This window comes from Bacillus sp. LJBS06 (assembly GCF_016924995.1).
GTDB classification, from domain to species: domain Bacteria; phylum Bacillota; class Bacilli; order Bacillales; family Bacillaceae; genus Bacillus; species Bacillus stercoris.
In genome coordinates, this window is sequence record NZ_CP070483.1 from 229,411 (window position 1) to 242,816 (window position 13,406).

Below are 13,406 nucleotides of genomic sequence, written 5' to 3' on the forward strand. Positions count from 1 at the left end.
TTTCCTGTATCATTCCCGTTTTGGTTATAGCTAAACCTATTAAGTTTTTATCATTCGCATTTTCAGTAAATTCCATTTTTGAAAAACTAGTGACTTCATTCCTGTATTGGAAGGTAATATACATTGATTTATTATTATTTTAGTCAAAATTCGATAAATATTGACAAGGTCAAGTAATCAGAATAATAATATAACTAGCAAGAGAATGCCATCATACATGAAAGGTGTTTACGATATGAATCAATTGCATCGAAGAATGGGAACGTTTTCCCTCATGATGGTCGGGCTCGGGTCGATGATTGGCTCAGGCTGGCTGTTCGGGGCGTGGCGTGCGGCCCAAATAGCAGGACCAGCTGCTATTATTTCATGGATTATTGGAATGGTCGTCATTTTATTTATTGCTCTTTCTTATAGTGAATTAGGATCTATGTTCCCTGAAGCCGGGGGAATGGTAAAATATACGCAATATTCACACGGTTCGTTTATCGGTTTTATCGCAGGCTGGGCCAACTGGATTGCGATTGTATCCGTTATTCCGGTTGAAGCCGTTGCCTCTGTTCAATATATGAGCTCTTGGCCTTGGGAATGGGCAAAATGGACAAGCGGTTTGGTGAAGAATGGAACACTGACTGGGGAGGGACTGGCATTTGCCTCTGTATTGCTTCTCATTTATTTCCTGCTGAACTACTGGACAGTCAATCTATTTTCTAAAGCGAATTCATTCATTACAATTTTTAAAATTATTATTCCGGGTCTGACGATTGGAGCTTTGCTGTTTGTCGGATTCCACGGAGAAAACTTTACTGACGGTCAAAGCGTTGCGCCGAATGGCTGGGCGAGTGTGCTGACAGCGGTGGCCACTTCCGGTATCGTTTTTGCGTTTAATGGTTTCCAAAGCCCGATTAATATGGCGGGTGAAGCAAAAAATCCGGGAAAATCAATTCCGATTGCAGTTGTCGGCTCTCTTTTCGTAGCAACAGTCATTTATGTTCTGCTGCAGATCGCCTTCATCGGAGCGGTGAATCCTTCTGATATTGCTCACGGCTGGAGCCACCTGAACTTTAATTCTCCTTTTGCTGATTTGGCGATTGCACTGAATATTAACTGGCTTGTGATTGTGTTATATGCGGATGCATTTGTATCACCGTCTGGAACTGGGATTACGTATACAGCGACAACGTCCCGAATGATTTACGGAATGGAAAAAAACAAATATATGCCGAGTATATTCGGGAAACTTCACCCGATTTACGGCGTGCCCAGACAAGCAATGTTCTTTAACTTGATTGTTTCGTTCATCTTTTTGTTCCTGTTCAGAGGGTGGGGCGTGTTAGCGGAAATTATTTCTGTTGCTACGTTAATTTCTTATATCACCGGCCCGGTTACAGTGATGACATTGAGACGGACGGGGAAAGACCTGTACAGGCCTCTTCGTTTAAAAGGCTTAAACGTGATTGCGCCGCTTGGATTTATCTTTGCGTCGCTGGTGCTGTATTGGGCCCGCTGGCCGTTAACAGGACAGGTGCTGTTTATTATCCTGATCGGTCTGCCGATTTACTTCTATTATCAGGCGAAGGCGAAATGGAAAGGGTTTGGCCGAAACTTTAAAGCCGGCGTCTGGATGGTGTTTTATCTGCTGGCCATGATGGTCATTTCTTATTTGGGCAGTGATAAATTCGGCGGCCTGAATGTCATTCATTATGGCTGGGATATGGTTCTGATTGCGATGGTATCACTTGTATTCTATGTGTGGGCGCTGAAGAGCGGCTACCAGACAGAATACTTAAAGGATGCGAAAGAGATAAATTCTCAGCTGCTTAATGGACAGTCAGAAGCTGCTGCCGGAAAAGAATAAATGAAAACCTTGCGCGGAGGGCGCAAGGTTTTTTTGTTGATTTGCTTCATATCGAAATGTTACACCATTGTAAATTCAATTTGGGTTTTAAAGGCCCATTGTTAAGTTAGTGTAAATTTGTTAGAAGATTCATTTACATTCATATGAACTTGAAACATAATCATAGGGAGTTTTGTTGATATATGTCGAGACAGAGGTGAAAGCGTTGACGATTGATATCCAAACATTACTGTTCGAATTCTTTGGGGGTCTCGGTATTTTCCTAATTGGAATTAAGTTCATGGGAGAGGGACTTCAGAAATCGGCTGGGGATAGATTGAGAAATATATTAGACCGTTTTACAAGCAATCCGCTGATGGGCGTATTGGCGGGCATCATTGTGACGGTTTTGATTCAAAGCAGCTCAGGAACGACGGTAATTACCGTCGGGCTTGTCAGTGCGGGCTTTATGACGCTTCGTCAAGCCATTGGCGTTATTATGGGAGCCAATATTGGAACAACGGTTACCGCGTTTATTATCGGGATTGACATAGGGGCTTATGCATTGCCGATTATTGCTGTCGGCGGATTTTTACTGTTTTTCTTTAAGCATAAACATGTGCAAAATGCCGGCCAGATTGTGTTTGGATTTGGGGCTCTGTTTTATGGGCTGGAGTTAATGAGCGGCGGCATGAAACCGCTCCGTTCACTTGAGGCATTTCATGATTTAACTGTCAGTATGAGCTCTAATCCGTTACTAGGTGCTGTCATTGGGACTTTGTTTACGGTTCTTGTGCAAAGCTCCAGCGCCACGATCGGCATCTTGCAAGGTTTATTCTCAGATGGGCTGATTGATATTAACGGTGCGCTGCCAGTGTTGTTCGGTGATAATATCGGGACGACGATCACCGCGGTTCTTGCATCTTTAGGTGCATCTGTTGCGGCGAGGCGTGCTGCTGCTACTCATGTGCTGTTTAACCTAATCGGGACAGCAATTTTCCTGATTTTTCTTAAGCCGTTTACAGCATTGATTTTGTCACTTCAGGCTTCGATGGGGCTTGATCCGAAAATGACAATTGCATTCGCACATGGAATCTTTAATACGACCAATACGATTATACAGCTTCCTTTTGTCGGGATATTGGCTTTGATCGTAACAAAACTGATTCCGGGCAAGGATTCAATGGTCGAATACAAGTCGCATCTTGATCCGATTTTTATTGAACAATCACCATCTATTGCTCTCGGACAGGCAAAAGAAGAAGTGATCCAAATGGGGAATTTTGCGGTGCAGGGGCTGGAAGTCACAAAGCAGTTTTTGGTAGCAAAACAGCCAAAATATGCGGCCAATGCTTATCAGATAGAGGATGCGGTTAACAATCTCGACTGGAAAATTACCGATTATTTGATCGAACTTTCTTCAAGTTCTCTCTCAGAGCACGAGTCTGAGGAGCATCATATGTTGATGGATACGGTCAGAGACATTGAAAGAATCGGAGATCACTTCGAAAATGTGATTGAATTGATAGAATACCAGCAGGCGCATCGTGTGGTTATAACTGAATCTGCCATGACGGATTTAACTGAAATGATGGATTTGACGATTTCTACTGTGAAGGCGTCCATTGAAGCTTTGCACCACAATGATGCAAAGATAGCTGAACAAGTCATTGAAAAAGAAGATGACATTGACAAAATGGAACGGAAGCTTCGCAAAAAGCATATTATCCGTTTGAATGAAGGGCTGTGTACTGGACAAGCGGGCATCGTCTTTGTTGATATGATCAGCAACCTGGAGCGTATCGGCGATCATGCGGTCAATATTGCTGAAGCTGTTATTGGTGAAAATTGATAAGGAAAAAGCATAGAATCCTAGGATTCTATGCTTTTTTGTAGTCTTTTTTCACCTTCTGGAAGACATCAGCGTAATTTGTGAACACCCCTGTCACGCCCCAATCAAGCAGGCGGCGCATATCTGCTTCTGTATTGACTGTGTAAGGGTGCAGCAGGAGGCCGTGGCTGCGGAACATACGGACGTTTTCTTGATTCAAAGCTTTATAATCCGGGCCTGCACCAACAGCGTATGTTTTGATTTCTTCCAGTTCAGCATCTGTCATTGTCGCCATTTGTTTGGCTTCCAGCAATTGAACGGTCGGCAGTTTTGGCTGTAATTGATGGACTTTTAACAGGCTTTCTTTGCTGAACGATTGAATGATCACCTGGCCGGGCTTAGAATGTTTGCCTAGTAATTTATGTTTCTGTAAGGAAGCGATCAGTTTTTCTTCCATACCAGGGTAGGTGTCAGGCGATTTTGTTTCAATGTAGTAGTTCGCGTGCTTTCCGAAACGGTCTAATACTTCTTCTAATGTAGGAACTTTAAGGCCGGCGTACTGCGGCTTCGCTTTTTCCGGATAAGCTTCATTAAACCAAGAACCGGCGTCCAGCTTCTTAATGTCTGCGAGCGTATGGTCTTTCACCCAGCCCGTTCCGTTTGTGGTACGGTCCAGTTTTTCGTCGTGCATGACAATCAATTTCCCGTCTTTTGTCATTTGCAGGTCCAATTCAATATAATCAGCTTTCATTTTCTGAGCGGTTTCGTAAGACAGAATCGTGTGCTCAGGCACATATCCAGAAGCCCCTCTATGCGCAACAGTCAGGATACGGTCAGGCGACAGCAGGTTTCCTTTTGACGCTGCCGACACAGGCGTTACCATAAATGAGAGTAAGCCCAGCGACAGAACAACCAAGGCAAGTATTCTATTTTTTCTCATGATTTCTCCTCCTTATTGATAAAGACTACCTGTCTTTCATATTAAAAAACGGATGTAAACGGCGTGTTGGAAAATGATTAATCTTTTATGTGGCTTTTTTAAACGTGCTCTGCCCGTTTGCCTGTATTCCATGTCAAAGCTAAGAAGACGATAGCAAGAATGCAGGAAGAGATCAGCATGATAAAGCCGCCGTTCCAATCAAACCGGTCAACGACAAAGCCCATAATGGCGTTTGCGAAAGCAGATCCGCCGATGTATCCGAAAAATCCGGTCAAACCGGCTGCAGTTCCGGCTGCTTTTTTCGGTGCTAGGTCAATCGCTTGCAGGCCGATCAGCATAACAGGTCCGTAGATTAAGAAGCCAATGCTGATCAAGGCGATATTGTCTACGAGCGGATTGCCGGCCGGATTCAGCCAGTACACCAATACGGCAATGAAAACACCCGCCATAAACAAAACGCCTGCCGGTGCCCGGCGGCTTTTGAAGAATCGGTCACTGATCCAGCCGCACAAAATGGTTCCCGGTATACCGGCATATTCGTAAAGAAAATAGGACCAACGCGAGTCTTCAGGAGAAAAGCCTTTGGCTTCTGTTAAGTAAGTAGGCGCCCAGTCAACCACGCCGTATCGCACGAAATAGACAAATACATTGGCAAACGCGATATACCAAAGGAATTTGTTATTCAGCACATATTGAAAAAGGATTTCTTTTGTTGTTAATTCCTTTTCCTGATTTTTAAAAGCGTGTTTTGGATAGTCATTCCGATACTCTTCAATTGGCGGGAGTCCGCAGGATTGAGGCGTATCACGAACCAATAAAACAATTAAAAATGAAATGATAATGGCGATGATGGCAGGGAAGAAAAACACGCTTTTCCAAGTGACGAACATCGCGATGCCAAGAGTGACAAGCGGAGCAAGAATACCGCCGCCTATGTTATGTGCGACATTCCAGATCGACATTTTTGTGCCGCGTTCACTTATAGAAAACCAATGGGCCATTGTCCTGCCGCATGGCGGCCAGCCCATTCCTTGAAACCATCCGTTGATAAACATAAAAATAAACATGATGGTGACGCTCGAAGTCACCCACGGCATTGAAACGAATAGAATATTGACGATTGCTGATAAAAATAGGCCTGTTGCGAGAAAATATCTCGGATTACAGCGGTCAGACACCATTCCCATGATGAATTTGCTGAAGCCGTACGCAATGGACACAGCGGCCAGCACCAAACCTAGTTCTGTTTTGGAAAAGCCCTGTTCCTGCAGATAAGGAATGGCAAAGGCAAAGTTTTTCCGCAGCAGGTAGTAGCCTGCGTAGCCAATGAAAATACCAATGAATACTTGCAGCCTGAGCCGTTTATAAGCCGCATCCCTCTTTGAATCATCCAGTCTCTCAATGTGAGGAGCCGGTTTAAATATATGAAGCATCAAAAATTATCCCCCTTTGCTGTTTGTGCTGGATGTATGCGTGCCTCCTTTCTGAAAAACAAAAAGAGCCAGAAAACACCCCTTGTCAAAAGGGGTTGGATTCCTGGCTCTCCTCATCTCCATCCAAGCTATTAACTTATTATGATAGCGCTTTCTTAAGTTATCATAGTCTAGAGTGAATGTAAACGGGTAATTTCAAATTGGGTATTGAGAAAGTAAATATAATCCTTTTACTAAATGGAGTTATGTTTTTTTACTGGCAGCATAAAAATCTGGAGGGAGGCTGTTGCAGGTGGATGAATTAGATATCGCATTCGGTATTTTACCGTTAGGAATTATGCTGTTGTCGATTGTCGGGACTTGTATTTGTAAAAACGCGTATCTGATGCCAATGCTTAGTTTGGTGATTTCTCTAGTGCTCACCTTTACCATTTTTAATGAATCATTTTTGGGATGGGCTGTAGTCTATAGCTTGATTTCCCTGGCTTTATCCTATATCACATTGATTGTGATAAGGAAAAAGAAAGAATCAGGAAAATAAAATCCTCACTTTCTAACGGATTGTTGACTGAGGCAACTATATGTGATTATAATTGGCTTAGTCAACGATATTAGAAAGTGGGGATTGATTTGAAAACAAGTGAATCATCTATCGGATTAAGATTCAGAAAGTTCAATCGATTTTATACAAACGTCCTTGGTTTCCTTAATGAGCACATTTACGACAGCCCGTTTTCCTTAACGGAAACACGGATATTATTTGAAGTTTATAATACGCCTAATTGTACGGCAAAAGCCCTTCAGGATAAGCTGGGGCTTGACCGGGGATATGTCAGCAGGATTGTGAAGCAGTTTGAAAAAGAAGGTTTGATCTATAAACAGAGGAGCAAAGAGGATGCCCGCCACCATTATATTTTTGTCACAGAAACAGGAAAAACGATTTATAAAAAGCTGGAGGAGAAAGCCAACGAACAAGTGGAACTGATGCTGAAGGAAATCAACCAAAAGGAGCAGCACAAGCTTGCCGAGGCGATGGCAGAGATTGAAGTGATCCTTTCACAGTCGCTTTCTGCCAGAACATCTGAGATATCGATTAGAGATTATTTTCTGTCGGATGATCTTCAACTCCTTATTGAGAAACAAAGACAATTTTACGCGGAGGCTCACGGCTGGGATGACACGTTTTTAGCTTACCTTCAGGAGACATTTGACGCTGACATCGAAAACATATGGATTGCGGAAAGCGGCGGGAAATTTGCCGGCTCTGTCGGGCTGGTCAAGCATGATGATAAGACAGTCCAGCTCAGATGGTTTCTGGTTGATGCGGCTTTTCGGGGCAGGGGGCTCGGCACTCAATTGCTGGAGCATCTGGTTGCATACTGCCAAGACATGAAATTTGACCGCATTTTCCTTTGGACGGTGAGCACCATGGCTGAGGCTCGTCCGCTCTACGAAAAATTTGGATTCAGGATAAGTGAAGTGAAACAAGAAGCGCCATTATGGGGACAGCAGCTGACAGAAGAACGGTGGGATTTGGAGCTGGCATGAAAAGACTGCACTATGCTTGGATCATCGTCTCCGTCACCTTTTTGATCTTATTGGCGGTTCAGGGGGTGCGGCTGTCGTTTGGTGCATTTGTGGAGCCGTGGGAACGGCAATTTTCAATGGATAGAAGCACCATCTCGTTGATTTCGACGATGAGCTTTATTGTTTACGGCATATCACAGCCTGTGATCGGCCGGCTTGTGGACAAGTGGGGTGCTCGGGCTGTTTTGGCATGGAGTGCGTTACTGACAGGCGTCAGCATTTTCTTAACATACCTTGTGACTTCGCCTTGGCAGCTGTTTTTGCTTTATGGGCTGGGTGTCTCGCTTGGGGTTGGCGGAGCATCGAATGTGGCAGCAAGTGTATTGGTCGTCAATTGGTTCAGCAAAAAGCGGGGACTAGCCTTTGGGATCATGGAAGCAGGATTTGGCGCGGGGCAAATGCTTCTCGTCCCTGGCTCACTCATGCTGATCCATTGGTTTAGCTGGAAGCTGACGGTTGTGGTGTTGGGGCTGCTGTTAATCGTGATTGTTTTTCCGGCTGCCCTGCTGATGCTGAGGAACAATCCTTCAGAAAAGAAGACAGAGCCGATAGGCGGACTGGTTGCTTCAGAAAAAGACACAGCACCTAAAACAACTGCTCTTTCAGTGACCGGGATGTTTCGAATGAGGCAATTCTGGTTTTTGATTTTGCCGTTTTTGATCTGCGGATTTACGACCGTGGGGCTGATGGATACCCATTTGATTCCCTTTTCTCACGATCACGGCTTTTCCACGACGGTCACGAGTGCCGCTGTCAGTCTGCTGGCAGGCTTTAATATTGCCGGCATCTTACTGTCGGGAATTGTAGCGGACCGGTGGAGCAGCCGGAAAATCCTTTGCTTTTTATATGCGGTGCGCGCGATGTCGATCGTGATTCTCATATACAGCCACGAGCCCTACTTGCTTTTAGCCTTTGCGATTCTGTTTGGGTTAGTGGACTTTGCAACGGTAGCACCGACTCAAATGCTCGCCACCCAGTACTTTCAAAACTACTCGATCGGCCTCATGATTGGCTGGCTCTCACTCGCCCACCAGATCGGATCGGCACTTGGCGCGTACGTGCCTGGCGTCATCTATACGATAACAGGTGAGTATACACTGGCTTTTTATTTGTCGATTGGAATGCTCGTGCTGGCGAGCGTGATGAATGTGATGCTGAGGGAGCCCGCGGCGGTCACGCGTGACAGTACGGCTGTGATAGAGAAATGATAAGGGCAGAGGGGAAGCATCTCTGATTTCGGAATTATTCAGAGATGCTTTTTTTGTATTTTTGTTCTAACACGAAGTCGATCATACCGACAACGCGAGCGTTTTCGGATTTTTGTTTGAAGTTTTGGGAGACTTGAATGGCTTTTGCGTTTTTAAAACAAGAGGCAAGCCAGATAAACCCGACAACAACAAAAAATAATCTAGCAAGTAAACTCCCTGCATGGGGTAATTCATTCGTTGTAAAATATAAAAATAGAGTAACTAATGTGCCGTAGATTACTGTTTTTATACTATGTATAAGAGTCAGCTGAGGCTCACTAAAGAATACTTTTAGTTGATTCAGCATGATAGAATCCTGTTTGGTTAGAAAGGCCAGGATCTCTTTATCATTTTCCTTGTACTGTTTAATAGTTTCGGCCATTTTTACAGTCTCTTTAAATGTTTGTTGATTTAGAGTCATCCAGTATCCTCCTTAAAAGTAAAGCACTACATGAGGAATGATAAAGATCCATAGACCCATGTAGTGCCGATCTATATTATTTATTTGCAGAAGGGAATAAAGCTAAAAACGCACTTATAAAAGCTACAGCTCCACCTACTGCTAAGGTTTCAGGTATAGCCGTTAGCAAGGCAGCAATTCCTAATACAGCAGCCACTCCAAATGTAATATGAGTGAGAGTAGATTCCCAATCTGGTGAGTATACTTCCTCAGTATCTGGTAAAGTAAAGTGCTTCTGTTTTATTTTAAACGTAATCGTAGTCGCTAGTCCAGTTGTGACATTGTCACCTACTGGAATATCAGGTGTATAAATTTTAATTTGAATATTTAAAGATTCAGCTGTTGGATTTACATAGACCTCCAAATAGCCGTTGCGTACTGATAAGCTGAGACTATTTAAAAGGTTTTGATAAGAGTCGATTTGTGACGCAGTGAGAGACGTTTGAGTGTCGCCTAATAAACCCGTGATATAGGCACCAGGTTTACCATTTGTAATGGTAATTGTGTTTGGAGAACCTTCACTTGGTATGGTTGCCAGAAGTGATGTTGATAGAATAATATCCAACTCAGGTGATGTGAAAATGGTTTCTGTCGTATCAAATTCAAACATCGCGTTTGCCAAGCTTGTTAGATTTTCTAAAGCCGGAATGGTAGATAAAATGTCTGTCAGTGTATGTAGCCTTGCATCATATACCGGATCAGACGGCGGATTTACATTGCTTGCACCTGCGTCTCTTCCTGAAAACCCGTCCTTATCAATCCCGATGCTTCCAGAGCCGCTTCCGATGGTTCCTTCATAAAATTGATCAAAGGCCCAGTTGTTTGGCATCGGATAGCCGAGATTGCCGCTAAACCCTGTTGACATATTGGCCACAAAGCTATACTTTGTCAGTCCTGCTTCTGATGTGCGGATACAAATGTTTCTTGGTCCGTAAACCCCTATTTCATACTTAGGTGCGGTTGAAAATGTCTGCATCTTTGTAAATGCTGACTTAATCTCTTGGAAATAAGGAATGATTTTATCGGTCACTTCATAATCGTATGCATCAAAATCGACAGCAAAATAAATGGTCGTGCCTGACGGAAAACCTAATCTTCTAGCAGCAGAAGCGGCACTATATGCATCTCTTGTGCCTTGGTCTTTGACAAAATAAGAAGATTCATAGCCGCCGTCTTGATAAATTGGGAAAACCTTCAATCCAGCATCAAGGATAACTGCAAGTTCTTTAGATGTCAGGGCTTTTGATGTGAGGCCGCTGCTTGTCCGCACATTTCCGGTCAAATATCTGCCAACCGTTTTATAACCGTTATTCCGCAGTGTTTGAGCTTTTTCTGAGGTCATAATTGTAGCAGTGTCACAAGCAGAAGCGGCGCGAGTTGTGTCTCCTGAGCTTGATAATAAAGCTTTAATGGTTGGCATATCTGCATAACCTGTTTGCGGCAGACACATGAACTCTTGAAATGCTTTAACGGCTGAAACAACACCAACACCATATTTGCCGTCAAACTCACCGGGATCGAACGATTTTCCGTTACAATAAAGGGCGTACTGAACAATTAAGACAAATCCTGTTCTTGAATCGCCGGGAGTTAAAGTAGGGCATAAACTTGTGGTGCCATTTCCGAAAAATCCATTGGCAACACTTGTGCTCATGCCTTCTTCTTTTTGCAGGGCATAAATAAGAGCTTTATTTGTATCGCGGCCATACAGTCCGTCACAAGGCATCAACCCGATATAGTCATTGTAGTCCCGGTTTAAGTTTTGTTGAATCTGGCGGATTCTTGAATCGCCCCCAGACACCAGCTTAAAAGCACTCATGTCCAATAAGGCTTTCATAATTAACGTGGTGACAATCCCATCCTGTGTTGTCAGTCCGGCAGCTTTTTGAAATTCTTTCAGCGCATTTTCTGTTTTTTCGTAAAAGACGCCTGTAAAACCGCCGGGATTAAAGCCTTTGCACCATAAAGCACCCTGTAAAATATAATTCATGTTGCTTGGTTCTGAATCTGGAGCTTGGCGTTTAAGGGGTTTAAATAAGCGCTGTGTTGTCGGCCCGAAGTTATCGGCTGGCTCTGAGATACCCAATTCAATTTGAAGCGCCCGAGTCAGACCGTAGATCGTATCCCACCCAGTTTTCCCGCTTTCTTCTACAGGGTTATACCCATGTTTGCCGCTGTACGTAGCGTTCAGCCATTGCTGTGTGATTAAGACCATTTCATCAACCATTTCGTTTCCTCCTTTATTAGATCGCGTTCATTTATAGGTGGCAAACGTAGGACAAAATAAAAAATAGATGCCGTTAAGCATCCATTCTAGATCCGTTCTCCATCAGCTTCGCTTTCGGTTTCAGCTCTGAAATGTAGAGGCCTAAAAGTGTAAGCGCGCCTCCTAGAAGAGCGATCCATGTCATGTTTTCGTGCAGAATCAGGACGGAAGCGGCGATTGTGATAACCGGGACTATGTAAATATACGCACTGGATTTGACGGCTCCGAGCACGCCGACTGAATAATTCCAAGTGGCGAAGCACAGGGCAGAAGCGCCAATGCCTAGGAAAAGCATGTTAAGTGCATTCGAAGCGGATGAAAATCGGCTCAGGCCAAAATGGAAGTCGAACAAAAATAAGGCGGGCACCATAAACAATAAGCCGTACAAAAATACTCTCTGTGTCAGCTCGATGATGTGGTATTCGTAAGCGCTTAATTTTTTCATGAATATCGAGTAGCCTCCAAACACGAGAGCGGCCCCGGCTGCCATGATGTCTCCGAGCGGATTCAGACGCAGTACCACATTGCCGTTAAACGTAATCAATAAAAGCCCGATCAGTGCCGAGACAAATCCAATGAAAAAAGTCAGACGCAGTTTTTCGCCTTCGAGCAGAAAATGGGCCAAAACCGCAGTGATCATCGGTATAATGGACACGATCATGCCGACATTGGATGCGTATGTATAGGTGAGAGCTATATTTTCTAATAAAAAGTATAAGGTTACGCCAAATAAACCAGCCCCGGCAAACAACAGCTCCTGCCGCCAATTTCTGAACGGAATCATGTTGGGACGAACGAGGATCAGAGCGATAAAGCCCATCAAAAACCGATAAAATAATATTTCCATTGGAGAGAAGTCAGCCAGCAGAACCTTTGTCGAAATAAAGGTCGTCCCCCAAATCAGAATGGTCACAATGGCTGCGATATGCCCGGAAGTTTCTCTTTGTATGTTCATCTGTGAAGCTCCTTTTCAAAAATCTTCATGTATTGCTTCGGTGTCAGCCCCACCTGCCGTTTAAAAAACTTCGTCATATGGCTCTGATCACTGAACCCTGTCTGAAATGCGGCATCAATTGGTCTTACCCCTTGTTCAAGAAGTTTTTTCGCTTGATTAATCCGGATTGTTTCCATATAGCTATTAGGCGTAATTCCTTTTTGTTTTGTAAACGAACGCAATAAATGATACTTGCTCCATCCTGTTAATTCACTCAAATCATTGAGCGTGACGTTTTCGGCATAATGCTCTTCTAAAAATTCGCAAACCAATTTGACTTCGTCGGATGGTTCGGGAACGCTATTAAGGAACGTAACATCCGAATAGTGGCGAATCAGCTCTTCCAGCAGATGAAGAAACAGCTCCTCCTTACGCAAAGCTTGTTTTTCGTCTGATATCAAAATATGCAATTCCTGCAGGCTGGCTGTCAGCTCATGGCGGAATAACACATGCTGGGAGAAATAAGGGAGATGCCCGGCGCCGGTAATTTCCTTCACTGCCTTCTCCATGACATCCGGCATGACATTGATACACCGATAATCAAGCGTCCGGCCGTCAATCTGTTCACAGCTATGCGTGTCACGGGGGTTAAAGAGGAGAAGATCACCTGGATTGATGATATATTCTTGATCCTGACAGGCCAGATACCGTTGCCCTTTTTCAATAAATCCAATCACATAATAATCGTGAAAGTGGTTCGGGAACTTTTGCATAATCCCCTTGAAGCGGTAGGCTTCTATATGAAGATGTGGGTCAAGCTGCAGTGTGCGGGTTTCGTTTTGCATGGGATGCCTCCTGTCGGTATGGTGGTCTT

Annotated in this window: 11 protein-coding genes; 5 read left to right on the forward strand and 6 right to left on the reverse strand. The window is 44.0% G+C overall.

The genetic code is table 11. The features are described from left to right. Positions 1-235: 235 nt before the first annotated feature. Together JQX68_RS01295 and JQX68_RS01300 are read left to right on the forward strand one after the other, a co-directional pair. Entirely contained in the window at positions 236-1,855 is a 1,620-nt protein-coding gene (locus JQX68_RS01295) for a glutamate/serine transporter AimA (RefSeq protein ID WP_040084326.1), read from the forward strand. Positions 1,856-2,060: 205 nt separating this feature from the next. Continuing rightward, on the forward strand, positions 2,061-3,686 hold the full coding sequence (locus JQX68_RS01300; RefSeq protein WP_147772969.1) for a Na/Pi cotransporter family protein: 1,626 nt from the start codon (positions 2,061-2,063) through the stop codon (positions 3,684-3,686). A gap of 28 nt (positions 3,687-3,714) precedes the next feature. Here the strand turns inward: JQX68_RS01300 and JQX68_RS01305 are convergent, their stop codons facing one another. Further along, positions 3,715-4,605, reverse strand: a complete 891-nt coding sequence (locus tag JQX68_RS01305; RefSeq protein WP_147772841.1) for a glycerophosphodiester phosphodiesterase — start codon at positions 4,603-4,605, stop codon at positions 3,715-3,717. A gap of 98 nt (positions 4,606-4,703) precedes the next feature. Beyond that, positions 4,704-6,038, reverse strand: coding sequence for a glycerol-3-phosphate transporter (gene glpT, locus JQX68_RS01310; RefSeq protein WP_069150741.1), 1,335 nt, complete (start codon positions 6,036-6,038; stop codon positions 4,704-4,706). A 292-nt stretch (positions 6,039-6,330) separates the two neighbouring features. Here glpT and JQX68_RS01315 point away from each other — a divergent pair, with 292 nt between their 5' ends. From JQX68_RS01315 to JQX68_RS01325, 3 genes are all read left to right on the forward strand, one after another. Next, positions 6,331-6,579 (forward strand): YbeF family protein, encoded by a 249-nt coding sequence (locus tag JQX68_RS01315; protein WP_040084322.1) that lies wholly within the window; start codon positions 6,331-6,333, stop codon positions 6,577-6,579. Positions 6,580-6,668: 89 nt separating this feature from the next. Then, positions 6,669-7,586: a bifunctional helix-turn-helix transcriptional regulator/GNAT family N-acetyltransferase gene (locus JQX68_RS01320; RefSeq protein WP_205440460.1), complete on the forward strand. Its 918-nt coding sequence runs from the start codon at positions 6,669-6,671 to the stop codon at positions 7,584-7,586. Next, positions 7,583-8,833 carry an MFS transporter gene (locus JQX68_RS01325; RefSeq protein ID WP_205440639.1) on the forward strand — a complete coding sequence of 417 codons (1,251 nt, stop codon included), beginning with the start codon at positions 7,583-7,585 and terminating at the stop codon, positions 8,831-8,833. Before JQX68_RS01320 ends, JQX68_RS01325 begins: the two co-directional genes overlap by 4 nt. Before the next feature lie 34 nt (positions 8,834-8,867). Here JQX68_RS01325 and JQX68_RS01330 read toward each other — a convergent pair whose 3' ends face one another. The 4 genes from JQX68_RS01330 to JQX68_RS01345 form a co-directional block, all read right to left on the reverse strand. Then, positions 8,868-9,293 carry a hypothetical protein gene (locus JQX68_RS01330; protein ID WP_205440461.1) on the reverse strand — a complete coding sequence of 142 codons (426 nt, stop codon included), beginning with the start codon at positions 9,291-9,293 and terminating at the stop codon, positions 8,868-8,870. Between the two features lie 76 nt (positions 9,294-9,369). After that, complete coding sequence (locus JQX68_RS01335) at positions 9,370-11,559, reverse strand: glycoside hydrolase domain-containing protein (protein WP_205440462.1); 2,190 nt, start codon at positions 11,557-11,559, stop codon at positions 9,370-9,372. Between the two features lie 73 nt (positions 11,560-11,632). Then, positions 11,633-12,553 carry a DMT family transporter gene (locus JQX68_RS01340; protein WP_205440463.1) on the reverse strand — a complete coding sequence of 307 codons (921 nt, stop codon included), beginning with the start codon at positions 12,551-12,553 and terminating at the stop codon, positions 11,633-11,635. Next, complete coding sequence (locus tag JQX68_RS01345; protein ID WP_014662606.1) at positions 12,550-13,377, reverse strand: AraC family ligand binding domain-containing protein; 828 nt, start codon at positions 13,375-13,377, stop codon at positions 12,550-12,552. Before JQX68_RS01345 ends, JQX68_RS01340 begins: the two co-directional genes overlap by 4 nt. Positions 13,378-13,406: the final 29 nt, after the last annotated feature.